Genomic DNA, 20,576 nt, shown 5'->3' on the forward strand with positions numbered 1-20,576 from the left:
CCGACGACTTGACTACGTTTCCCCCTTCTGCCGCTTCTCGCGCAGCTTGGACCAGTACTCCAGCCGCTTGCGGATCTCGCGCTCGAAGCCGCGCTCGACGGGCTGGTAGAGCTCGCGCCTGGCCATGCCGTCGGGAAAGTAGTTCTGGCCGGAGAACGCGTCCGGCGTGTTGTGGTCGTAGTCGTAATCCTTGCCATAGCCGAGCTGCTTCATCAGCCGCGTCGGCGCGTTGAGGATGTGCATGGGCGGTGCCAGCGAGCCGGTGTCACGGGCGGCAGCCCTGGCGGCACTGCTGGCGGTATAGAGCGCGTTGGATTTCGGTGCCGTGGCCAGATAGACGACGGTCTGCGCGATGGCGAGTTCGCCTTCGGGCGAGCCCAGCCGCTCATATGCATCCCATGACGCCAGCGCCTGGGTGAGCGCCTGGGGGTCGGCCATGCCGATGTCTTCGGACGCGAAACGCACCAGGCGACGCGCCAGGTAGAGCGGATCCTCGCCGCCTTCCAGCATGCGGGCATACCAGTAGAGCGCCGCATCGACGTCCGATCCGCGCAGCGACTTATGCAGCGCCGAGATCAGGTTGTAGTGGCTCTCCTGTGCCTTGTCATAGATCGGCGCACGCTTCTGGAGAAACTGCGCCAGATCCTCAGGCGACAGCGGCGCCTCCACTTTCAGGTCCAGCAGCTGCTCGGCCATGGAAAGCACATAGCGCCCATCGCCGTCGGCCATGGCGCACAGCGCCTCGCGCGCCGGCGCCGTCAGCGGCAGCTGGCGGCCGACCACCGTCTCGGCCCTGGCGATCAGAGTGAGCAGTGCCGGCGTATCGAGCCGGCGCAGTACCAGCACCTGGCAGCGCGAGAGCAAGGCGGCATTCAGTTCGAAGGACGGGTTCTCCGTGGTGGCGCCGACCAGGGTGACGGTGCCGTCTTCGACATAGGGCAGGAAGCCGTCCTGCTGGGCGCGGTTGAAGCGATGGATCTCGTCGACGAACAGCAGCGTGCCACGCCCGCCCAGGCGTCGCTGGCGGGCGGCCTCGAACACCTTGCGCAGATCGGCCACGCCGGAGAACACCGCCGACAGCGGCTCGAAATGCAGACTGACGCGGTCCGCCAGCAGACGCGCCATCGTCGTCTTGCCGCAACCGGGCGGTCCCCACAGGATCAGCGAGCCAAGCCGCCCGGCGGCCAGCATGCGCCCCAGAGGGGCATCGGCCGCCAGGATGTGATCCTGGCCGACGATGTCCTCCAGCCGGGTCGGCCGCAGCCGCTCGGGGAGCGGAGTCGGCGCCAGCGCACTGAACAGCCCGCCTGACGCCATCACCGCCTCCTGTGCCGATCAACCGCGGAAGTTGAAGGTGCGCACCTGACCGTCGCGACGGACCGAGACGCTCCAACGATCGGGTTGCGTGCCGACCATGGTGCGCAAGGTTGCCACCGAATCGACCTCACGGCCATTGATGCCGACGATGTAGTCACCGGCCTTCAGAAACTGGGCCGCGAACACGCCCTGCGGCACCTCGGCGACGATCACCCCGCCCTGGCCCGGCTCGATGGCAAGCTCGTCGGCCACGGCCGGCGACATGTTCATCACCGTAACGCCGGTCAGCGGCTGCCGGCCGGTCAACTGCGTGCGCTCGCGCGGCGGAAGCTCAGGCGGCGCCGTGACCTTCACGACGTAGGTCTCTTCCTGGCCCTTGCGCGTGACGCGGGCCCTGATCGTGGAGTCGACGGCCTGGGTCGACAGCCGGAACCGCAGCGCACTTTCGTCGTCGACCGGCTGATCGTTGATCGTCAGCAGCACGTCGCCCACCTTCAGGCCGGCGCGCGCGGCCGGGCTGTCGGGCGCCACAGCGCGAATGATGACACCCTGCGGCCGCGCCATGCCCAGCGACTGGGCCAGATCGGACGTCACCCGCTGAACGCCGATGCCGAGCCAGGGACGCGTCAGCCGCGTGCCCTTCTCCGCCGCCTCGACGATGCGCGCCACGATGTTGGACGGTGTTGCAAAGCCGATGCCGACGCTGCCACCGCTGTTGGAGTAGATGGCGGTATTGATGCCGACCAGCCTGCCGTCCAGGCCCAGCAGAGCGCCGCCGGAGTTGCCGGGGTTAATCGCGGCATCGGTCTGCAGGAAGAAGCCGCTTTCGGTCACGCTACCGCCGCTGCGCGCGATGGCCGAGATGATGCCTGATGTCACCGTCTGTTGCAGACCGAATGGGTTGCCGATCGCCAGCACCAGGTCACCGACCTCGACCGTGTCGGAGTCGCGCAGTTCCAGAAACGGCAGGCGTTCGTCACCGGCCTCCACCCGCAGCACGGCAAGGTCGTAACGGTCATCCTGGATCACAACCTTGGCCGGAAACTCGCGCTTGTCGGCGAAAACGATCTGGATCTCGTCGGCGTTGCGCACGACGTGAGCGTTGGTGACGATCAGGCCATGGGCGCGCAACACGACGCCGGAGCCCAGCGCGTTCTGCACGCGCTCGCGCGGCAGGCCCCGCATGTAGTCGTCGCCGAAGAAACGGCGAAATACCGGATCGTCGAGAAAAGACGGCCGCTGCGTCTTGATGCGGGTCTTGGTGTAGATGTTCACCACGGCCGGCGAGGCACGCTTGACCAGCGGCGCAAAGGACAACTGCATCTGCTCGCGGTTCGCCGGCAGGGTTTGCGCCAACGCCAACGCCGGCGCCGCAAGACCCGCCGCGAGGAAAAGCGCGGCCAAAACGTTGCGTTGCATCAAGCCCGTCCTTGCCGGCGGTACACACGGCGACGTCGCCCGGGACATCTTAGCCGGCCTGGCCACAGGTGGAAAAAGAAAGAGGCGGCACTATGGCCGCCTGTTTTTCACTTCTCCCGCCGGCGGGAGAGGTCGACGGGCACGCAGTGCCCGGCGGGTGAGGGCCCAAGCACGAGGTGCCGCGTCTGTAATCCCTCACCCTCCCATCGCTTCGCGATGGGCCCCTCCCTCTCCCGCTCACGGGAGAGGGAAACGCCTTAAGCCTGGACCTGTTCCTCAGCGTCGTCGGCTGCCGTCGGCTCGCCGGACGGACCGCTGTCCTTGCCCTTGGCCTCGGGGTCACGGTCGACCAGCTCGATCAGCGCCATCGGCGCGGCATCGCCATAGCGGAAGCCGGCCTTGAGCACGCGCGTGTAACCGCCCTTGCGGTTCTTGTAGCGTTCGGCCAGCGTGGTGAAGAGCTTCTCGACGATCGCCTCGTCGTTGGCCAGCGATGACAACGCCTGACGGCGTGCGTGCTGACCGCCGCGCTTGCCCAGCGTGATCAGGCGCTCGACCTGCGGGCGCAGATCCTTGGCCTTGGGCAGCGTGGTGCGGATCTGCTCGTGCTTGAGCAGCGCCAGCTCCAGATTCATGAACAGGGCCTTGCGGTGCCCCGACGGCCGATTGAGCTTACGGCCATTCATTCCGTGACGCATATCCAGTCTCCATTGTGTTTATCGACGCACGCCGGCAAGCCGACATGCGCGTTGGGGCCTGTGGCCCTGTGGGAACCACGCGCTGAGACGCGCGTGGTCAGAAGCTCAGTATGGCTCCTCGAGGCGCTTGGCGAGCTCCTCGATGTTCTCCGGCGGCCAGTTGGGAATCTCCATGCCAAGATGGAGGCCCATCTGGGCCAGCACTTCCTTGATCTCGTTGAGCGACTTGCGGCCGAAGTTCGGCGTGCGCAGCATCTCGGCCTCGGTCTTCTGGACCAGGTCGCCGATGTAGATGATGTTGTCGTTCTTCAGGCAGTTGGCCGAGCGCACCGACAACTCGAGCTCGTCGACCTTGCGCAGCAGGTTGCGGTTGAACGGCAGCTCGTCGGCGGCCTCGACCGGGCGCGCCTGCTGCGGCTCCTCGAAGTTCACGAACAGGCGCAGCTGATCCTGCAGGATGCGCGCGGCAAGCGCCACGGAGTCCTCGGGGTTCACCGTGCCATCGGTCTCGATGGTCATCGACAGCTTGTCGTAGTCGGTCACCTGACCGACACGGCTGTTGTCGATCTTGTAGGAGACCTTCTTCACCGGGCTGAACAGCGCATCGACCGGAATGAGGCCGATCGGTGCATCGGCCGGACGGTTGGCCGTCGCAGGGACATAGCCCTTGCCGGTCGAGACCGTGAGCTCCATGTGCAACGACGCACCGTCGTCCAAGGTGCACAGCACGAGCTTGGGATCCATGATCTGGATGTCGCCCGTGGTCTCGATCATGCCGGCCGTCACCTCGCCCGGGCCGGTGGCGCGCAGCACCAGCCGATGCGGACGATCGGACTGCATCTTGACTGCCAACGACTTGATGTTGAGCACGATGTCGACCACATCCTCACGGACGCCGGGGATGGAGGAGAACTCGTGCAGCACGCCGTCGATCTTGATCGACGTCACGGCCGCGCCCTGCAGCGACGACAGCAGAATACGGCGCAGGGCGTTGCCCAGGGTCAGTCCGAAACCCCGCTCCAGCGGCTCGGCGATCAGCGTCGCCTGGCGCGCCGGGTCAGCACCGGGTTCGATCTGCAGCTTGGTCGGCTTGATCAGCTCTTCCCAATTCTTCTGCAGCACGGGGGATACCTCTCAAGATCGGGTTGGGAGCCGAAGGCTCCGGGCGGGGACTCCGGGGTCAACCGGAAGGCCCTCCTCTACGTCAAACACCGCGACGCCGACGGGCGTCGCGGTTTGAAACCACAGGCGCGGCCGGCGGGCACCGGCGCACCAGGAAACTCACACGCGCCGACGCTTGGGCGGGCGGCACCCGTTGTGCGGAATCGGCGTCACGTCACGGATCGCCGTCACGCTCAACCCCACCGCTTGCAACGCGCGCAGCGCCGACTCACGGCCGGAACCCGGACCGCGCACCTCGATCTCCAGCGTGCGCATGCCGTGATCCATCGCCTTGCGGCCGGCATCTTCGGCTGCCATCTGCGCCGCGAACGGCGTCGATTTGCGCGAGCCCTTGAAGCCCTGCCCACCCGACGACGACCAGGCGATCGTGTTGCCCTGCACGTCAGTGATGGTGATGATCGTGTTGTTGAAGGACGCGTTCACGTGGGCAATGCCCGACGTGATGTTCTTGCGTTCGCGGCGGCGCGGACGACCGGCAGCGGCCGCGGTGCCCGCAGCGGCGGGAGCTTTTCCCATACGTTTTTCCTATCCTCTCGGGCTCAGACAGCCTTTTTCTTACCGGCGATCGGCTTCGCCGGTCCCTTGCGCGTGCGCGCGTTGGTGTGGGTACGCTGGCCTCGCACTGGCAGGCCGCGGCGATGCCGCAGGCCACGGTAGCAACCGAGATCCATGAGCCGCTTGATGTTCATGGCGACCTCACGACGCAGGTCGCCTTCGACCACGTAGTCGCGATCGATGGCCTCGCGGATGTGCAGCACTTCCTCGTCGTTCAGCGAACTGACGCGGCGATCGAGGGTGATGCCGACTTTCTCACAGATTTCACCAGCCTTCTTGGGGCCGATTCCGTGTATATATTGAAGCGCGATCACGACGCGCTTGGCGGTGGGGATGTTGACGCCGGCGATACGAGCCAATTTTCTTGCTCCTTCAAGGACTTAGACGCGCTCCGCAACCGGGAGTCAGCGCCTGCGGCGCTCCGGAAAGCGGGGGATTATATGAATCACGCCCCGGGAGTCAATTCCCGGGTTTTGTCAAGACTTTCCAAGCGCTTGGGTGAGTTGGCGATAGACCTCGTCGATAGCGGCCATACCGTCGATCCACTGCAGACGGCCAGCCTTCTCGTAGTACGGCAAGATCGGCGCGGTCTGCTCATTGTAAACACGGATACGCTGCTTCAGAGTCTCGGGGTTGTCGTCAGGCCGCAGCGGCTGGCCGGCGGCCAGAGCATCGCGGGCGCGCCCGTCAATACGGTCGAACAGGGCCTTCTCATCGACCTTCAGCGCGACGATGCGGTCGATCTTCACGCCCTGCGCCTGCAGGGCCCGGTCGAGCGCTTCGGCCTGGGCCACGGTGCGCGGAAAGCCGTCCAGCACAAAACCCTTGGCACAATCCGGCGCCTTGATCCGCTCCAGCAGCAGGCTCACCACCAGTTCATCGGGCACCAGATCGCCGCGCGCCATAATGTCCTTGGCGCGCAGTCCCAGGTCCGTGCCTGCCGCCACGGCGGCCCGCAGCATGTCGCCGGTGGACAGCTGACGTAGGCCGAACTGCTCCTCCAGCCGCCGGGCCTGGGTTCCCTTCCCGGCGCCGGGCGGTCCCAACAGGATGAGCTTCATCGTCCCTTGCCCCCTTTGAGACGCGCCTGACCGATCAAATCGCCGTACTGGTAGGCCATCAGATGCGACTGCACCTGGTTGATGGTGTCCAACGTCACCGACACCACGATCAGCAGGCTGGTGCCACCGAAGTAGAACGGCACACCGCCGCGCGAAATCAGCAGTTCCGGGATGATGCACACGGCAGCCAGGTAGAGCGAGCCGATCACCGTGATGCGGGTCAGCACATACTCCAGGTAGTCGGCCGTGTTCTTGCCGGGACGAATGCCGGGCAGGAAGCCGCCATACTTCTTCAGGTTTTCGGCCGTCTCGGTCGGCTGGAACACCACGGTGGTGTAGAAGAAGCAGAAGAAGACAATCAGCAGGATGTAGGTCAGCAGATAGAGCGGCTGGCCGTGCCCGAGATAGGTCGCGATCCACTGCATCCAGTCAGCCGACTGGCCGCCGCCCTGGAAGCCCGCCAGCGTTGCTGGGAACAGCAGCAGCGACGAGGCAAAGATCGGCGGGATGACGCCCGCGGTATTGATTTTCAGCGGCAGGTAGTTCGTGGTGACCTGCGAACCGTAGCCGGTAAATCGCTTGGGATACTGGACCAGGATCCGCCGCTGCGAGAGCTCGACGAAGACGGTGAAGGCCACGACCGCGACCGCGCCGACGCCCAACCCGATGATGAACAGCGCCGACAGGGCACCGGTGCGCCCCAGTTCCAGGGTCTGCACCAAGGCCCCGGGCATGGCCGCCACGATGCCGGCGAAGATGATCAACGAAATACCGTTGCCGACGCCGCGCGAGGTCACCTGCTCGCCCAGCCACATCAAGAACAGCGTGCCGCCGGTCAGGGTGACGACCGTCACGAACCGGAAGTAGAGCCCCGGGTCGACCACCACCGGCCCCAGGCTGCTGGTCTGCGTCTCCAGGCCGACAGCGATGCTGTAGGCCTGGATGACAGCCAGGAAGACGGTGCCGTAGCGGGTGTACTGGTTGATCTTCTTACGGCCGGCCTCGCCTTCCTTCTTCATGGCCTCGAACGACGGGATCACCGTCGTGAGGATCTGCATGATGATGGAGGCCGAGATGTACGGCATGATGCTGAGCGCCAGGATCGACATGCGGCCGATCGACCCGCCCGAAAAAACGTCGAGCAGGCCGGCGATGCCACCGGCCTGACGCTGAAACATCTCAGCCAGCGCCGCCGGATCGACACCCGGAAGCGGGATGTAGCTGCCGATGCGATAGACGATGAGCGCGCCCAGGGTGAACCACAGGCGCTTCTTCAGCTCGGTCGCCTTGCTGATGTTCGCCCAGTTGAGGTTCTTGGCGAGCTGTTCGGCGGCGGATGCCATGCGGTTTCGACCCTCGACGGTCCAGCAGTCTCGTCGGACCTGCGACGCTCAGAGCGACGGAAACCGCCTAGGCGGCCTTCTCCTGGGGCGCCGGCAATTCAACCTTGCCGCCGGCCTTTTCGACTGCGGCGATCGCCGGTTTGGAGGCACCAGCAACCGACACGGTCACCTTGGCCGTGAGCTCGCCCTTGCCCAACAAGCGGACGCCATCACGCAAATTGGTGACGAGGCCAGCCGCCTGCAAGGCCGCACCATCGATCGGCTTGCTGGGGTCAAGCCGACCGGCATCGACAGCCTTCTGCAGGGCGCCGAGGTTGACTTCGGCGAACTCCAGGCGGAACGGCTTGACGAAGCCGCGCTTGGGCAGGCGACGATGCAACGGCATCTGGCCGCCTTCGAAGCCCTTGATGCTCACGCCGGTGCGCGCCTTCTGGCCCTTCACGCCACGGCCGGCGGTCTTGCCCTTGCCGGAGCCGATGCCGCGACCAACCCGCATGCGCGCCTTGCGGGCGCCCGGGTTGTCGGCGATTTCGTTGAGTTTCATGGCAGCACTTCCCAAAGATCTGGCCCCTCTCCCTGCACGTACAGGGAGAAAGGACTCAGCGTCACTTCGTCGGCTCGACGCGGACGAGGTGGTGGACCTTGTTGATCATCCCGCGCACCGCCGGCGTGTCTTCGAGCACGCGGCTGCGGTGGCGCTTGTTCAGACCCAGCCCGATCAGGGTATCGCGCTGGTCCTTGGTGCGGCCGATCGGACTGCCGATCTGAGTCACCTTGACGGTCGCCTTGTCGGACACGGTTGCTCTCCTCAGGCCGCGGCTTCGGCGGCCACCTGGTCGTCGCGGCGGCCCAGAATGTCGGCGACCTTCTTGCCGCGGCGCGCCGCCACGGTGCGCGGCGACTGCACGGCGCTCAGCGCCTCGAAGGTGGCCTTGATCATGTTGTGCGGATTGGACGTGCCGACCGACTTGGCCACCACATCCTTCAGGCCGACAGTCTCGAAGACGGCGCGCATGGCGCCGCCGGCGATGATGCCGGTACCGGCCGGGGCTGCCCGCAGCACGACACGTCCGGCGCCGAAGTGGCCCACGACATCGTGATGCAGGGTGCGTCCCTCGCGCAGGGCGACACGGATCATGCCGCGCTTGGCCGACTCGGTCGCCTTGCGGATCGCCTCGGGCACCTCACGCGCCTTGCCGGTGCCGTAGCCGACCCGGCCGCGCTGGTCGCCGACCACGACGATCGCGGCGAAACCGAAGCGCTTGCCGCCCTTGACCGTCTTGGAGACGCGGTTGATGTCCACCAGGCGGTCGACGAGTTCGTTTTCCTCGCGGTCCTGGCCAGAGTCGCGCCGCTGGCCGCGACCGCCGCCGTCACGGTCCCGCCGCCCGCGGCCACCGCCGCCTTCGCCGCCTTCGCGCGGACCGCGGCCTGAGCCACCCGGTGCACGTGCCATGCTCTATCTCCCGATCAGAACGTCAGACCGCCCTCGCGGGCGGCATCGGCCAGCGCCTTGACGCGGCCGTGGAACAGATAACCGCCGCGGTCAAACACGACCTGCTTGACGCCGGCCTCGATGGCGCGCGCGGCGATCAGCTTGCCGACCTCGGCCGCCGCCGCCTTGTCGGCGCCGGTCTTCAGCTTGCCCTTGAGGTCGGCGTCGGCCGACGATGCGGCAGCCATCGTGTGGCCCTTGGTGTCGTCGATCACCTGGGCGTAGATGTGCTTGCCGGAGCGGAACACGCTCAGCCGCGGGCGTGGGCCGCCCTTGCCGCGCAACCCATGGCGCACGCGCCGCCGGCGCCGCTGGAAGAGATTCTCGGACATCGTCGTGCTCCGGCCTACTTCTTCTTGCCTTCTTTGCGCAGGATGTGCTCGCCTGCGTACTTGATGCCCTTGCCCTTGTAGGGCTCGGGCGGCTTCATGCCGCGGATCTCGGCAGCGACCTGGCCGACCCGCTGACGGTCGGCGCCGCTGATCTCGATCTCGGTCGGCTTCGGCGTCTTGATCGCGATGCCGGTCGGGATCGGGTAGAGCACCTCGTGGCTGAAGCCGAGCTGCAGCTTCAGCGCCTTGGCGTCGGCGGCAGCGCGATAGCCGACGCCCTCGATCTCGAGGTTCACCGTGTAGCCCTCGTGCGCTCCCTGGACCAGGTTGCGGATCAGGGCCCGGCTGGTGCCCCACAGCACCCGCGAACGCTTGGTGTCCTCGCGCATCTTCACGGTGACCGCGTTGCCTTCCTTGGCAACGGCAATCTCCTCGGCGACGCGCAGCGACAGCTCGCCCTTCTTGCCCTTGGCCTTGACCATCTGGCCGGCCACGTCGACCGTGACGCCAGCCGGAATGGGGACCGGATTCTTGCCGACACGCGACATGGTCAGAACACCTTGCAGATGACCTCGCCGCCGACATTGGCAGCGCGGGCTTCGTTGTCGGACATGACGCCGCGTGGCGTCGAGAGGATCGCGATGCCAAGCCCGTTGTAGTGCTTGGGCAGGTCGGCGATCTTCGAATAGATGCGCCGGCCCGGCTTGGACACCCGCTTGATCTCACGGATCACAGGGCGGCCGTTGTCGTATTTCAGCTCGATGCGCAGCTCACGAATTCCCGGCCGCAGTTCTTCCTCGAAGAAGCCGCGGATGAAGCCTTCGCGCTGCAGCACGTCGAGCACGTTGGCGCGCAGCCGCGATGCCGGCGCCGTGATGGAGTCCAGACGGGCTGACTGCCCGTTCCGGATCCGTGTCAGCATGTCACCGACGGGATCGCTCATCGACATGATCGGTCTCTCCGTCTTACCAGCTCGACTTCACGACGCCGGGGAGCTGGCCTCGCGAGGCCAGATCGCGCAGCCCGATCCGCGACAGCTTGAACTTGCGATAGACACCACGCGACCGTCCGCTCACCTCACAGCGATTGCGGATCCGGATGCGCGTACCGTTGCGCGGCAGCTCGTTGAGCTTGAGCTGCGCCTCGAAACGCTCCTCGATCGGCCTGGCACGGTCCATCACGACCTCCTTCAGGGCCGAGCGCTTGGCGTTCTGCTGCTTGGACAGCTTCTCGCGACGCTTGTTCTTCTCAATCATGCTCGTCTTGGCCATGTGACCGTCTCCTGCCCCTTCAGTTGACGAAGGGGAAATCGAAGCCGCGCAGCAGCGCCTTGGCCTCGGCATCCGTCATTGCCGTGGTGCAGATGATGATGTCCATGCCCCGGACCTTGTCGACCTTGTCGTAGTCGATTTCCGGGAACACCAGCTGCTCCTTCAGCCCCAGCGCGTAATTGCCGCGACCGTCGAACGACTTGCCGTTCAGCCCGCGAAAGTCGCGAACGCGCGGCAAGGCGATGTTCACCAGGCGATCGAGGAACTCGTACATGCGATCGCGGCGCAGGGTCACCTTGCAGCCCAGCGCCATGCCTTCGCGCACCTTGAAGGTGGCGATCGACTTGCGCGCCTTGGTGATCACCGGACGCTGACCGGCGATCAGGGCGAGTTCCCCGGCGGCGTTGTCGACCGCCTTGCGGTCACCGACGGCCTCGCCGACACCCATGTTGATGACGATCTTGTCCAGCTTCGGCACTTCCATCGGATTGCCGTAGCCGAACTCCTGCCGCAGGGCGGGCCGGATCGTCGTCTCGTAGTGCTCTTGCAGACGGGATGCCATGTCCTTCCCCTCAGCGATCGATCAGCTCGCCGGCCTTGCCAGGCTCATGCCGGCGGGCCACGCGTACTTTGCGACCGTCATCCAGAAACTTGTAACCGACGCGCGTCGGCTTGCCGCTGGCCGGATCGATATGGGCGACGTTGGAGGCGTGAATTGGCGCCTCGAACGACACGATCTGGCTTTGCTCGGCCTGCGTACGCGCCTTGCGATGGCGCTTGCGCATATTGATGCCAGCGACCACCACGCGGTTCTCTTCGGGCAGCACGCGGGTAACCTCGCCCTGCTTGCCCTTGTCGCGACCGGTGATGACCACCACCCGGTCGCCCTTCTTGATCTTCATCTTCGACATGTCTGGGCGCTCCTTACAGCACCTCGGGCGCGAGCGAGATGATCTTCATGAACTTGCGCGCGCGCAGTTCGCGCGTCACCGGTCCGAAGATGCGAGTCCCGATCGGCTCGTCCTGCTTGGTGATCAACACCGCGGCGTTGCGGTCGAAGCGGATGGCGCTGCCGTCGACGCGACGGATCTCGCGCGCCGTGCGCACGATCACCGCCCGGTGCACTTCGCCCTTCTTGACCTTGCCGCGCGGAATGGCGTCCTTGATCGACACGACGATGACATCGCCGATCGTGGCGGTCTTGCGCTTGGACCCGCCCAGCACCTTGATGCACTGCACCCTGCGTGCGCCGGAATTATCGGCGACATCCAGGTTCGTCTGCATCTGGATCATGGTCTAACTCCTTGACGGCGTCAGGACGCCGCTTGCTCCGTGACGACCACCCACCGCTTCGTCTTGCTCAGCGGCCGGCTCTCGATGATGCGCACCTTCTGTCCAACCTTGATGGCATTGGACTCGTCGTGCGCGTGGTACCGCTTGGAGCGGCGGATGAACTTCTTGTAGATCGGATGCTGGATGCGCCGTTCGACCTCGACGACGATGGTCTTGTCCATCTTGTCGCTGACGACGACGCCCTGCAGAATTCGCTTCGGCATCTTGGGCTCCTAGGCCTTCGCCGCGAGGCGGGCACGGCGGGCCCGAGCGGTGTTATCAGTCTTCTGGATCAGCACGGTGCGGATGCGCGCGATGTCGCGCTTCACGCGCCGCATGCGGGCGGTGTTGTCGAGCTGGCCGCTCGCCTTCTGGAAGCGCAGGTTGAACGACTCCTTGCGCAGGTCCAACAGCTGAGCCTTCAGCTCGTCCACGGTCTTGGCCCGCAGATCAGCAGCTTCGCTCATCACGCGCCTCCCACAGCCATGCTACGGCTGATGAACTTGGTCTTGATCGGCAGCTTGGCAGCCCCCAGCGCGAAGGCTTCCTTGGCCACCGGCTCGGGCACGCCATCGATCTCGAACATGATACGGCCCGGCTTGACGCGGGCTGCCCAGAACTCGGGCGCACCCTTGCCGCTGCCCATGCGCACCTCGGCCGGCTTGCTCGACACCGGCACGTCGGGGAACACGCGAATCCAGACGCGGCCGGTACGCTTCATGTGGCGCGTAATGGCACGGCGGGCGGCCTCGATCTGGCGCGCCGTAATACGCTCGGGCTGCAGTGCCTTCAGGCCGAAGGCGCCGAATGCCAGCGTCGTGCCGCCCTTGGCGGCGCCGCTGATTCGGCCCTTGAAGGCCTTGCGGTACTTGGTTCTCTTGGGACTCATCATGGCGGCAGACTACCTTCCGATCAGGCCCGGCCTTGCTGTGCTTCGGCGGCGAGCTTGTCCTGGGCCATCGGGTCATGGACCATGATCTCGCCCTTGAACACCCAGACCTTGACGCCGCAGGTGCCGAACGTGGTGAACGCCGTGGCCGTGCCGTAGTCGACGTCGGCGCGCAGCGTGTGCAGCGGTACGCGACCTTCGCGATACCACTCCATGCGCGCGATCTCGGCGCCGCCGAGCCGGCCGGAGCAGTTGATGCGGATGCCGCCGGCGCCCAGGCGCATGGCCGACTGCACGGCGCGCTTCATCGCCCGGCGGAACGCCACGCGGCGCTCGAGCTGCTGGGCGATGCTCTCGGCGATCAGCGTGGCGTCGATCTCCGGCTTGCGGATCTCGACGATGTTCAGGCTGACCTCGCCCGAGCTCGACATCTTGGCCAGGTCCTGGCGCAGCTTTTCGATGTCGGCGCCCTTCTTGCCGATCACCACGCCCGGACGTGCGGTATGGATGGTCACCCGCGCCTTCTTGGCCGGCCGCTCGATGATGATCTTGCTGACACCAGCCTGCGCCAGGCGGCCGCGCAAAAACTTGCGCAGGCGCAGATCCTCGTGCAGGAGCTTGGCGTAGTCGGTCGCGGCGTACCAGCGCGAGTCCCAGGTGCGGTTGACACCCAGGCGCAGGCCGATCGGATTGACTTTCTGGCCCATTACTTGGTCTCCTCAGCCGCTTCCTCGCGTTCCTTCACCACAATGGTGAGGTTGCTGAACGGCTTCAGAATGCTGGCGCCGCGGCCGCGGGCGCGGGCATGAAAACGCTTCAACACCAGAGCCTTGCCAACGCTGGCTTCGCTTACCACCAGACGGTCGACGTCGAGCTGATGATTGTTCTCGGCGTTGGCGATCGCCGACTCCAACGCCTTGCGGACATCGGCTGCGATGCGCTTGCGCGAGAACTTCAGCTCGTTCACGGCGGCGTTGGCGGCCTTGCCGCGGATCTGGCCGGCGACGAGGTTCAGCTTGCGCGGGCTGACGCGGATCATGCGCGCCACGGCCTTCGATTCGGTGTCCGACAGGGTACGCGGACGGGCGGGCTTGCTCATGGCCTACCTCGAGACCTTGCGGTCGCCACCGCCGGCGTGGCCGTGGAACACGCGGGTCGGCGCGAACTCGCCGAACTTGTGGCCCACCATCTCCTCGTTCACCTGAACGGGGATGAACTTATGGCCGTTGTAGACGCCGAACGTCAGACCGACGAACTGCGGCAGGATGGTCGAACGACGCGACCAGGTCCTGATGATTTCATTGCGGCTCGATTGCCGGGCGCCCTCTGCCTTCTTCAGCAGATAGCCGTCCACCATCGGACCTTTCCAGACGGAACGTGACACGATCGTCCTCCTCTGACCCGCGGCTCAGCGTGCCGCGTGGCGGCGGCGGACGATGAAGCGGTCCGTCGACTTGTTGCTGCGGGTCTTCTTACCCTTGGTCGGCTTGCCCCACGGCGTCACCGGATGGCGACCGCCCGAGGTGCGGCCTTCGCCGCCGCCATGCGGATGGTCGATGGGGTTCATCGCCACGCCGCGGTTGACCGGCTTGCGGCCCAGCCACCGCATGCGGCCGGCCTTGCCGAAATTCACGTTCTGCTGGTCGGGATTGCTGACGGCGCCCACCGTGGCGAAGCACTCGCCACGCACCATGCGCACCTCGCCCGACGACAGCTTGAGCTGGGCATAACCGGCGTCCTTGCCGACCAGCTGGCAGTAGGTACCCGCCGAACGCGCGATCTGACCGCCCTTGCCGGGCTTCATCTCGACGTTATGCACGATGGTGCCGACCGGCATGTTGGACAGCGGCATGGCGTTGCCCGGCTTGATGTCGACGCGCTCGCCCGACACCACCTGATCGCCGGCCTTCAGGCGCTGCGGCGCCAGGATATAGGCCAGTTCACCATCGGCGTACTTGATCAAGGCCAGGAACGCCGTGCGGTTGGGGTCATACTCCATGCGCTCGACGGTCGCCGGTTGATCGACCTTGCGGCGCTTGAAATCGACCATGCGATACCGGCGCTTGTGGCCGCCGCCGCGATGCGGACCGGTGATGCGGCCGTGATTGTTGCGACCGCCGGTGTTGTGCTTGCCCTCGGTCAGAGCCTTGACCGGCTTGCCCTTGTGCAGCCCCGATCGGTCCACCAGCACCAGCTGGCGGAGCGACGGTGTCACCGGCTTGAAGGTTTTCAGTGCCATGGTTCAGCCCTGCCTCACAGACCCGTGGTGACGTCGATCTTGCTGCCCTCGACCAACGAGACGACAGCTTTCTTCCAGTCACCGCGCTGGCCGCGGATACCCCGGAAGACCTTCTTCTTGCCACCGACCACGATGGTGTTCACCGCCTTGACCTTGACGTTGAACAGACCCTCGACCGCAGCCTTGATCTCCGGCTTGCTGGCGTCGATCGGCACTTCGAACGTCACCTGGCCGTGGGTGCTGCCGTTGGTCGATTTCTCGGTGATGACCGGCCGGCGCACCAGCTCGTACATGCGCGCGCGCGACAGGGTCGGCTTGGCGGCGACGCTCATTGCAGGCGCTCCTCGAGATGCTTGACCGCGTCGCGGGTGAGCACGAGCGTGTCGCGGCGCAGGATGTCGTAAACGTTGGCGCCCTGCTGCGGCAGTACGTCGAGCTGGGCGATGTTGCGCGCGGCCCGGGCGAAATTCACCTCGATCTCCGCACCGCCGATGATCAGCGCGCTGCCGATGCCAAGCTTCTTCAGCGAGGCCACCAGCTTGCCGGTCTTGGCCTCGCCGACCGTGGCGGCATCGAGCACCACGAGCTTGCCGTCGGCTGCCTTGGAGGCCAGCGCCGAGCGCAGCGCCATCGCGCGCACCTTCTTGGGCAGATCGATCTCGTGGCTGCGGTTGACCGGACCGAAGGCCTTGCCGCCGCCGCGGAACTGCGGCGCGGCACGGTTGCCGTGACGGGCCCGGCCGGTGCCCTTCTGCGACCACACCTTCTTGGACGTGGCCTTGACCTCGGAGCGGCCCTTGGACTTGTGGGTACCGGCGCGACGACGCGCCAGCTGCCACACCACGCAGCGCTGCAGGATGTCCTTGCGCACCGGGGCGGCGAACACGGCGTCTGCGAGTTCGATCTCGCCGGCTTCCGTGCCGTCAATGGTAACGACGTTGAGCTTCATGGCTTCAGCCCTTGTTCGCGTCGGCTTCCGCCGCGGGCGCTTCTGCCGCCGTCTTCAGCGCGGCCGGGAACGGCAGTTCTTTGGGTGCCTTGCGCTTGGAAGCGTCACGCACCAGCACGTAAGCGCCTTCATGACCGGGGACGGCACCCTGTACCAGGATCAGGCCGCGCTCGATATCGGTCGACACAACCTTGAGATTCTGGGTGGTGATGCGCGCGGCGCCCAGGTGACCCGCCATCTTCTTGTTGGGGAAGGTGCGGCCGGGATCCTGGCGGTTGCCGGTCGAGCCGTGGCTGCGATGCGAGATCGACACGCCGTGGGTGGCTTCCAGGCCGCGGAAATTCCAGCGCTTCATGGCGCCGGCGAAGCCCTTGCCGATGCTGGTGCCGGTGACGTCGACGAACTGGCCGGCCAGGAAGTGGCTGGCCGCGATCTCGGCACCGACCGGCAGCAGGCCGTCCTTGCTGACGCGGAATTCGACCAGCTTGCGCTTGGGCGGCACACCCTGCTTGTCGAAGTAGACACGCATGGCATCAGCCATGCCACGGCCACGCATGGCGGTGCCGTTCTTCTTCTTCTTGGCCTTGACCTTGCCCTTGCCGATACCGAGCTGAACGGCGTTGTAGCCGTTCTTCTCTTCGGTGCGGACCGCCACGACCTGAACATTGTCCAGCTTCAGCACAGTCACAGGTACATGCTCGCCGGCGTCATTGAAGACGCGGGTCATGCCGACCTTTTGTGCGACCAGTCCGGTACGCATGGTTGGATCCCCTCGCTCCTGCCCGTTACTGGCCGAGCTTGATCTCGACGTCGACGCCGGCGGCGAGGTCGAGCTTCATCAGCGCGTCCACGGTCTGCGGCGTCGGATCGACGATATCGAGCACGCGCTTGTGCGTGCGCATTTCGAACTGCTCACGCGACTTCTTGTCGATGTGCGGAGAGCGGTTCACGGTGAAACGTTCAATCCGGGTCGGCAGCGGGATCGGCCCGCGCACGCGCGCGCCGGTTCGCTTGGCCGTGCTGACGATCTCGCTCGTCGACTGATCGAGGATGCGATGATCGAAGGCTTTAAGCCGGATTCGGATATTGGTGCTGTCCATGACCTGCTCCGTGGCGCAGCGCGGCGAAGCTCGCCGCGCCCGGTGCCTGATTACTTGACGATTTTGGTGACGACGCCGGCGCCGACGGTGCGGCCGCCCTCGCGGATGGCGAAGCGCAGGCCTTCGTCCATCGCGATCGGCTGGATCAGCTCGACCTGCATCCGCGCGTTGTCGCCCGGCATCACCATCTCCGTGCCCTCGGGCAGCGTGCACACGCCCGTCACGTCCGTCGTCCGGAAGTAGAACTGCGGACGGTAGTTCGTGAAGAACGGCGTGTGCCGGCCACCCTCTTCCTTCGTCAGGATGTACGCCTCGGCATGGAACTGCGTGTGCGGCGTGATCGAGCCCGGGCGCGCCAGAACCTGGCCCCGCTCCACGTCCTCGCGCTTCGTGCCGCGCAGCAGCGCACCGATGTTGTCCCCGGCCTCGCCCTGGTCCAGCAGCTTCCGGAACATCTCAACGCCCGTCACTACCGTCTTCACCGTGTCCTTCAGGCCGACGATCTCGATCTCCTCGCCCACCTTCACGATCCCACGCTCGACGCGGCCCGTCACCACCGTCCCGCGGCCCGAAATCGAGAACACGTCCTCGATCGGCATCAGGAACGGCTTGTCCTTGTCGCGAACCGGCTGCGGGATGTACGCATCTACCGCTTCCATCAGCTTCAGCACCGACTGCTCGCCGATCTCCGGCTGCTTGTCATCCAGCGCGCACAGTGCCGAACCCCGGATCACCGGGATATCGTCCCCAGGGAACTGGTACGACGACAGCAGCTCGCGAACCTCCAGCTCCACAAGGTCCAGAAGCTCGGGGTCGTCGACCATGTCGACCTTGTTCATGTACACGACCAGCGCCGGCACACCCACCTGGCGCGCCAGCAGGATGTGCTCCCGCGTCTGCGGCATCGGGCCGTCCGCCGCCGACACCACCAGGATCGCTCCGTCCATCTGCGCCGCGCCCGTGATCATGTTCTTCACGTAGTCCGCGTGACCGGGGCAGTCCACGTGCGCGTAGTGACGGTTCGTCGTCTCGTACTCTACGTGCGCCGTCGAGATCGTGATCCCGCGCTCACGCTCCTCCGGCGCCTTGTCGATCTGATCGTACGCCGTGAACGTCGCGCCGCCCGTCTTCGCCAGGATCTTCGTGATCGCCGCCGTCAGCGATGTCTTCCCGTGGTCGACGTGCCCGATCGTCCCGATGTTGCAGTGCGGCTTGTTCCGCTCGAATTTGCTCTTCGACATGGTCCTGTTCCTTTCGGATAACCTGATCCGGGCCTACGCCAGCTTGGCAACCACTTCGTCCGCTACCGCCTGCGGTACCGGCGAATAGTGGTCGAACACCATCGAGTACGCCGCACGACCCTGTGTCATGGAGCGCAGCGTGTTGACGTACCCAAACATGTTGGCCAGCGGCACCATGGCATTGATGACCTGCGCGTTGCCGCGCGCCTCCATGCCCTGGATCATGCCGCGGCGGCTGTTGAGGTCACCGATCACGTCGCCCATGTAATCCTCGGGCGTCACGACCTCGACCTTCATGATCGGCTCCAGCAGCTTGCACTGGGCCTTCTGCAAGGCTTCGCGGAACGCGGCGCGGGCCGCGATCTCGAACGCCAGCACGCTGGAGTCGACGTCATGATAGGCGCCGTCGATCAGCTTCACCGAGAAGTCGATCACCGGGAAGCCGGCCAGCACGCCGTTGTCACGCGATGCCGCCAACCCCTTCTCGACGCCGGGAATGTATTCCTTCGGCACGGTGCCGCCGACGATGTCGCTCTCGAAGCTGTAGCCCGAACCCGGCGTGCCCGGCTCGAACACCAGCTTGATGCGCGCGAACTGACCCGAACCACCGGTCTGCTTCTTGTGGGTATAGTCGTGCTCGACCCGACGACCCAGAGTCTCGCGATAGGCAACCTGCGGCGCGCCGACGTTGCAATCGACCTTGTAGGTGCGCTTCAGAATGTCGACCTTGATCTCCAGATGCAGCTCGCCCATGCCCTTGATGATGGTCTGGCCGCTCTCGGGATCGGTCTGTACGCGGAAGGTCGGATCCTCCTGCACCAGCTTGCCCAGCGCCTGGGACATCTTCTCCTGGTCGCCCTTGGTCTTCGGCTCGATGGCGAGCTCGATGACCGGCTCCGGGAAGTCCATCTTCTCCAGGATCACAGCAGACTTGGGGTCGCACAGCGTATCGCCGGTGGTCACCGTCTTGAGCCCCGCCAGCGCCACGATGTCGCCGGCACGGGCCTCGTCGATGTCCTCACGGTTGTTGGCATGCATCAGCAGCATGCGGCCGACGCGCTCGGAGCGGTCCTTGGTGCTGTTCAGCACGCCGCTGCTCTTCTGCAGCACACCGGAATAGATCCGCACGAACGTCAGTGAGCCGACATGCGGGTCGGAAATAATCTTGAACGCCAGTCCGGAAAACGGCGCGTCGTCCCGGCTCGGCCGGGTATCGGGTTCACCGGTCTTGACGTTGGTGCCTTTGACGTCCGGGCGATCGTTGGGCGCCGGCAGATAATTCACGACGGCGTCCAGCATCGGCTGCACGCCCTTGTTCTTGAAGGACGATCCACACAGCACCGGCACGAAGGCGTACGAAGTCGTACCCTTGCGGATGCACTTGATCAGCGTCTGGTAGTCGGGCTCTTCGCCGCCGAGATACTTCTCAAGCGCCTCGTCATCCTGCTCGACAGCCAGCTCGACCAGCTTGGCGCGATACTCCGCCGCCTGCTTCTTGAGGTCGTCGGGGATGTCCGTGAACTCGAACTTGGCGCCCAGCGTCTCCTCGAGCCAGACGATCGCCCGGTTGGCAACCAGATCGACGACGCCCTTGAAGCCGCCTTCGGTACCGATCGGAATCTGAGTGACCAGCGGCACCGAGCCGAGCCGGTCCTTGATCATGTCAACCGTGCGCCAGAAGTTGGCGCCGGTGCGATCCATCTTGTTGACGAAGCACATGCGCGGCACGCCGTACTTGTCGGCCTGGCGCCACACGGTCTCCGACTGCGGCTCGACACCGGCCACCGAGTCGAACACGCAGACAGCACCGTCGAGCACACGCAGCGAACGCTCGACCTCGATGGTGAAGTCGACGTGGCCCGGTGTGTCGATGATGTTGACCCGGTATTGTTCGCCGCTGTACGGACCTTCGGCCGGCTTCCAGAAGCACGTCGTGGCCGCCGACGTAATGGTGATGCCGCGCTCCTGCTCCTGCTCCATGAAATCCATGGTCGCAGCGCCGTCGTGCACTTCACCGATCTTGTAGCTCTTGCCGGTGTAATAAAGGATGCGCTCGGTCGTCGTCGTCTTACCGGCGTCGATGTGCGCCATGATACCGATGTTTCGGTAGCGCTCGATAGGAGTGGTACGGGCCATGGGTGGCGACCTTCTGG

General features: G+C 65.5%; 31 protein-coding genes. All 31 read right to left on the bottom strand.

The window, feature by feature from the left end:
* Window positions 1–12: 12 nt before the first annotated feature.
* The 31 genes from FQU96_RS24695 to fusA all read right to left on the bottom strand — a co-directional run bounded on the left by FQU96_RS24695 (window position 13) and on the right by fusA (window position 20,559).
* Window positions 13–1,317 carry a replication-associated recombination protein A gene (locus tag FQU96_RS24695; RefSeq protein WP_146544022.1) on the bottom strand — a complete coding sequence of 435 codons (1,305 nt, stop codon included), beginning with the start codon at window positions 1,315–1,317 and terminating at the stop codon, window positions 13–15.
* An 18-nt stretch (window positions 1,318–1,335) separates the two neighbouring features.
* A complete protein-coding gene (locus FQU96_RS24700; protein ID WP_146544023.1) occupies window positions 1,336–2,736 on the bottom strand; it encodes a Do family serine endopeptidase in 1,401 nt (466 codons plus the stop codon).
* A 257-nt stretch (window positions 2,737–2,993) separates the two neighbouring features.
* A complete protein-coding gene (gene rplQ / locus FQU96_RS24705; RefSeq protein WP_146544024.1) occupies window positions 2,994–3,434 on the bottom strand; it encodes a 50S ribosomal protein L17 in 441 nt (146 codons plus the stop codon).
* Between the two features lie 105 nt (window positions 3,435–3,539).
* Entirely contained in the window at window positions 3,540–4,556 is a 1,017-nt protein-coding gene (locus tag FQU96_RS24710; RefSeq protein WP_146544025.1) for a DNA-directed RNA polymerase subunit alpha, read from the bottom strand.
* 159 nt (window positions 4,557–4,715) lie between these two features.
* Window positions 4,716–5,132, bottom strand: a complete 417-nt coding sequence (rpsK, locus tag FQU96_RS24715; protein WP_146544026.1) for a 30S ribosomal protein S11 — start codon at window positions 5,130–5,132, stop codon at window positions 4,716–4,718.
* Between the two features lie 23 nt (window positions 5,133–5,155).
* The gene (rpsM, locus tag FQU96_RS24720; RefSeq protein WP_146544027.1) at window positions 5,156–5,530 is read right to left on the bottom strand and encodes a 30S ribosomal protein S13; all 375 of its coding nucleotides are present in this window, start codon (window positions 5,528–5,530) and stop codon (window positions 5,156–5,158) included.
* A gap of 117 nt (window positions 5,531–5,647) precedes the next feature.
* Window positions 5,648–6,232 (bottom strand): adenylate kinase, encoded by a 585-nt coding sequence (locus FQU96_RS24725; protein WP_146544028.1) that lies wholly within the window; start codon window positions 6,230–6,232, stop codon window positions 5,648–5,650.
* The gene (gene secY / locus FQU96_RS24730; RefSeq protein WP_146544029.1) at window positions 6,229–7,575 is read right to left on the bottom strand and encodes a preprotein translocase subunit SecY; all 1,347 of its coding nucleotides are present in this window, start codon (window positions 7,573–7,575) and stop codon (window positions 6,229–6,231) included. Before secY ends, FQU96_RS24725 begins: the two co-directional genes overlap by 4 nt.
* A 67-nt stretch (window positions 7,576–7,642) precedes the next feature.
* Window positions 7,643–8,119 (bottom strand): 50S ribosomal protein L15, encoded by a 477-nt coding sequence (rplO, locus tag FQU96_RS24735; RefSeq protein ID WP_146544030.1) that lies wholly within the window; start codon window positions 8,117–8,119, stop codon window positions 7,643–7,645.
* Window positions 8,120–8,180: 61 nt separating this feature from the next.
* Complete coding sequence (gene rpmD / locus FQU96_RS24740; protein WP_370461391.1) at window positions 8,181–8,387, bottom strand: 50S ribosomal protein L30; 207 nt, start codon at window positions 8,385–8,387, stop codon at window positions 8,181–8,183.
* Window positions 8,384–9,031, bottom strand: a complete 648-nt coding sequence (gene rpsE / locus FQU96_RS24745) for a 30S ribosomal protein S5 (protein WP_146544032.1) — start codon at window positions 9,029–9,031, stop codon at window positions 8,384–8,386. Before rpsE ends, rpmD begins: the two co-directional genes overlap by 4 nt.
* 14 nt (window positions 9,032–9,045) lie before the next feature.
* Window positions 9,046–9,402: a 50S ribosomal protein L18 gene (gene rplR / locus FQU96_RS24750; protein WP_146544033.1), complete on the bottom strand. Its 357-nt coding sequence runs from the start codon at window positions 9,400–9,402 to the stop codon at window positions 9,046–9,048.
* 14 nt (window positions 9,403–9,416) lie between these two features.
* Window positions 9,417–9,950, bottom strand: a complete 534-nt coding sequence (gene rplF, locus FQU96_RS24755; RefSeq protein WP_146544034.1) for a 50S ribosomal protein L6 — start codon at window positions 9,948–9,950, stop codon at window positions 9,417–9,419.
* A gap of 2 nt (window positions 9,951–9,952) precedes the next feature.
* On the bottom strand, window positions 9,953–10,351 hold the full coding sequence (rpsH, locus tag FQU96_RS24760; RefSeq protein ID WP_146544035.1) for a 30S ribosomal protein S8: 399 nt from the start codon (window positions 10,349–10,351) through the stop codon (window positions 9,953–9,955).
* Between the two features lie 16 nt (window positions 10,352–10,367).
* A complete protein-coding gene (rpsN, locus tag FQU96_RS24765; RefSeq protein ID WP_146544036.1) occupies window positions 10,368–10,673 on the bottom strand; it encodes a 30S ribosomal protein S14 in 306 nt (101 codons plus the stop codon).
* A 19-nt stretch (window positions 10,674–10,692) separates the two neighbouring features.
* Entirely contained in the window at window positions 10,693–11,235 is a 543-nt protein-coding gene (gene rplE / locus FQU96_RS24770) for a 50S ribosomal protein L5 (protein WP_146544037.1), read from the bottom strand.
* 10 nt (window positions 11,236–11,245) lie between these two features.
* A complete protein-coding gene (gene rplX, locus FQU96_RS24775; protein WP_218574850.1) occupies window positions 11,246–11,584 on the bottom strand; it encodes a 50S ribosomal protein L24 in 339 nt (112 codons plus the stop codon).
* 13 nt (window positions 11,585–11,597) lie between these two features.
* Entirely contained in the window at window positions 11,598–11,966 is a 369-nt protein-coding gene (gene rplN, locus FQU96_RS24780) for a 50S ribosomal protein L14 (RefSeq protein ID WP_146544039.1), read from the bottom strand.
* Window positions 11,967–11,986: 20 nt separating this feature from the next.
* Window positions 11,987–12,229 (bottom strand): 30S ribosomal protein S17, encoded by a 243-nt coding sequence (gene rpsQ / locus FQU96_RS24785; protein ID WP_146544040.1) that lies wholly within the window; start codon window positions 12,227–12,229, stop codon window positions 11,987–11,989.
* Between the two features lie 9 nt (window positions 12,230–12,238).
* On the bottom strand, window positions 12,239–12,472 hold the full coding sequence (gene rpmC / locus FQU96_RS24790) for a 50S ribosomal protein L29 (RefSeq protein WP_146544041.1): 234 nt from the start codon (window positions 12,470–12,472) through the stop codon (window positions 12,239–12,241).
* Window positions 12,472–12,897 (bottom strand): 50S ribosomal protein L16, encoded by a 426-nt coding sequence (gene rplP, locus FQU96_RS24795; protein ID WP_146544042.1) that lies wholly within the window; start codon window positions 12,895–12,897, stop codon window positions 12,472–12,474. Before rplP ends, rpmC begins: the two co-directional genes overlap by 1 nt.
* A 20-nt stretch (window positions 12,898–12,917) precedes the next feature.
* Window positions 12,918–13,601 carry a 30S ribosomal protein S3 gene (rpsC, locus tag FQU96_RS24800; RefSeq protein WP_146544043.1) on the bottom strand — a complete coding sequence of 228 codons (684 nt, stop codon included), beginning with the start codon at window positions 13,599–13,601 and terminating at the stop codon, window positions 12,918–12,920.
* Window positions 13,601–13,993, bottom strand: coding sequence for a 50S ribosomal protein L22 (gene rplV / locus FQU96_RS24805; protein WP_146544044.1), 393 nt, complete (start codon window positions 13,991–13,993; stop codon window positions 13,601–13,603). The genes rpsC and rplV overlap by 1 nt, the downstream gene beginning before the upstream one ends.
* 3 nt (window positions 13,994–13,996) lie before the next feature.
* Window positions 13,997–14,278, bottom strand: coding sequence for a 30S ribosomal protein S19 (gene rpsS, locus FQU96_RS24810; protein WP_146544045.1), 282 nt, complete (start codon window positions 14,276–14,278; stop codon window positions 13,997–13,999).
* Window positions 14,279–14,302: 24 nt separating this feature from the next.
* The gene (rplB, locus tag FQU96_RS24815) at window positions 14,303–15,133 is read right to left on the bottom strand and encodes a 50S ribosomal protein L2 (RefSeq protein ID WP_146544046.1); all 831 of its coding nucleotides are present in this window, start codon (window positions 15,131–15,133) and stop codon (window positions 14,303–14,305) included.
* Between the two features lie 14 nt (window positions 15,134–15,147).
* Entirely contained in the window at window positions 15,148–15,426 is a 279-nt protein-coding gene (locus FQU96_RS24820; protein WP_370461392.1) for a 50S ribosomal protein L23, read from the bottom strand.
* Window positions 15,427–15,461: 35 nt separating this feature from the next.
* The gene (gene rplD / locus FQU96_RS24825) at window positions 15,462–16,082 is read right to left on the bottom strand and encodes a 50S ribosomal protein L4 (protein ID WP_146544048.1); all 621 of its coding nucleotides are present in this window, start codon (window positions 16,080–16,082) and stop codon (window positions 15,462–15,464) included.
* A 4-nt stretch (window positions 16,083–16,086) separates the two neighbouring features.
* On the bottom strand, window positions 16,087–16,842 hold the full coding sequence (gene rplC, locus FQU96_RS24830) for a 50S ribosomal protein L3 (protein WP_146544049.1): 756 nt from the start codon (window positions 16,840–16,842) through the stop codon (window positions 16,087–16,089).
* Window positions 16,843–16,867: 25 nt separating this feature from the next.
* Entirely contained in the window at window positions 16,868–17,182 is a 315-nt protein-coding gene (gene rpsJ, locus FQU96_RS24835) for a 30S ribosomal protein S10 (RefSeq protein WP_119263508.1), read from the bottom strand.
* A gap of 50 nt (window positions 17,183–17,232) precedes the next feature.
* Entirely contained in the window at window positions 17,233–18,423 is a 1,191-nt protein-coding gene (gene tuf, locus FQU96_RS24840) for an elongation factor Tu (RefSeq protein ID WP_146544050.1), read from the bottom strand.
* Window positions 18,424–18,456: 33 nt separating this feature from the next.
* Window positions 18,457–20,559, bottom strand: coding sequence for an elongation factor G (gene fusA, locus FQU96_RS24845; protein ID WP_146544051.1), 2,103 nt, complete (start codon window positions 20,557–20,559; stop codon window positions 18,457–18,459).
* Between the last annotated feature and the right edge of the window lie 17 nt (window positions 20,560–20,576).

This window comes from Reyranella sp. CPCC 100927, from assembly GCF_007859315.1.
Classification (GTDB): Bacteria; Pseudomonadota; Alphaproteobacteria; order Reyranellales; family Reyranellaceae; genus Vineibacter.

Bases quoted from the DNA above. Each gene is read 5' to 3' on its own strand.
- FQU96_RS24695 (WP_146544022.1), bottom strand. From the start codon at position 1,317: ATGGCGTCAGGCGGGCTGTTCAGTGCGCTGGCGCCGACTCCGCTCCCC.
- FQU96_RS24700 (WP_146544023.1), bottom strand. From the start codon at position 2,736: ATGCAACGCAACGTTTTGGCCGCGCTTTTCCTCGCGGCGGGTCTTGCG.
- rplQ (WP_146544024.1), bottom strand. From the start codon at position 3,434: ATGCGTCACGGAATGAATGGCCGTAAGCTCAATCGGCCGTCGGGGCAC.
- rpsK (WP_146544026.1), bottom strand. From the start codon at position 5,132: ATGGGAAAAGCTCCCGCCGCTGCGGGCACCGCGGCCGCTGCCGGTCGT.
- FQU96_RS24725 (WP_146544028.1), bottom strand. From the start codon at position 6,232: ATGAAGCTCATCCTGTTGGGACCGCCCGGCGCCGGGAAGGGAACCCAG.
- secY (WP_146544029.1), bottom strand. From the start codon at position 7,575: ATGGCATCCGCCGCCGAACAGCTCGCCAAGAACCTCAACTGGGCGAAC.
- rplO (WP_146544030.1), bottom strand. From the start codon at position 8,119: ATGAAACTCAACGAAATCGCCGACAACCCGGGCGCCCGCAAGGCGCGC.
- rpsE (WP_146544032.1), bottom strand. From the start codon at position 9,031: ATGGCACGTGCACCGGGTGGCTCAGGCCGCGGTCCGCGCGAAGGCGGC.
- rplR (WP_146544033.1), bottom strand. From the start codon at position 9,402: ATGTCCGAGAATCTCTTCCAGCGGCGCCGGCGGCGCGTGCGCCATGGG.
- rplF (WP_146544034.1), bottom strand. From the start codon at position 9,950: ATGTCGCGTGTCGGCAAGAATCCGGTCCCCATTCCGGCTGGCGTCACG.
- rpsH (WP_146544035.1), bottom strand. From the start codon at position 10,351: ATGTCGATGAGCGATCCCGTCGGTGACATGCTGACACGGATCCGGAAC.
- rpsN (WP_146544036.1), bottom strand. From the start codon at position 10,673: ATGGCCAAGACGAGCATGATTGAGAAGAACAAGCGTCGCGAGAAGCTG.
- rplE (WP_146544037.1), bottom strand. From the start codon at position 11,235: ATGGCATCCCGTCTGCAAGAGCACTACGAGACGACGATCCGGCCCGCC.
- rplX (WP_218574850.1), bottom strand. From the start codon at position 11,584: ATGTCGAAGATGAAGATCAAGAAGGGCGACCGGGTGGTGGTCATCACC.
- rplN (WP_146544039.1), bottom strand. From the start codon at position 11,966: ATGATCCAGATGCAGACGAACCTGGATGTCGCCGATAATTCCGGCGCA.
- rpsQ (WP_146544040.1), bottom strand. From the start codon at position 12,229: ATGCCGAAGCGAATTCTGCAGGGCGTCGTCGTCAGCGACAAGATGGAC.
- rpmC (WP_146544041.1), bottom strand. From the start codon at position 12,472: ATGAGCGAAGCTGCTGATCTGCGGGCCAAGACCGTGGACGAGCTGAAG.
- rplP (WP_146544042.1), bottom strand. From the start codon at position 12,897: ATGATGAGTCCCAAGAGAACCAAGTACCGCAAGGCCTTCAAGGGCCGA.
- rpsC (WP_146544043.1), bottom strand. From the start codon at position 13,601: ATGGGCCAGAAAGTCAATCCGATCGGCCTGCGCCTGGGTGTCAACCGC.
- rplV (WP_146544044.1), bottom strand. From the start codon at position 13,993: ATGAGCAAGCCCGCCCGTCCGCGTACCCTGTCGGACACCGAATCGAAG.
- rplB (WP_146544046.1), bottom strand. From the start codon at position 15,133: ATGGCACTGAAAACCTTCAAGCCGGTGACACCGTCGCTCCGCCAGCTG.
- FQU96_RS24820 (WP_370461392.1), bottom strand. From the start codon at position 15,426: ATGTACGAGCTGGTGCGCCGGCCGGTCATCACCGAGAAATCGACCAAC.
- rplD (WP_146544048.1), bottom strand. From the start codon at position 16,082: ATGAAGCTCAACGTCGTTACCATTGACGGCACGGAAGCCGGCGAGATC.
- rplC (WP_146544049.1), bottom strand. From the start codon at position 16,842: ATGCGTACCGGACTGGTCGCACAAAAGGTCGGCATGACCCGCGTCTTC.
- rpsJ (WP_119263508.1), bottom strand. From the start codon at position 17,182: ATGGACAGCACCAATATCCGAATCCGGCTTAAAGCCTTCGATCATCGC.
- tuf (WP_146544050.1), bottom strand. From the start codon at position 18,423: ATGTCGAAGAGCAAATTCGAGCGGAACAAGCCGCACTGCAACATCGGG.
- fusA (WP_146544051.1), bottom strand. From the start codon at position 20,559: ATGGCCCGTACCACTCCTATCGAGCGCTACCGAAACATCGGTATCATG.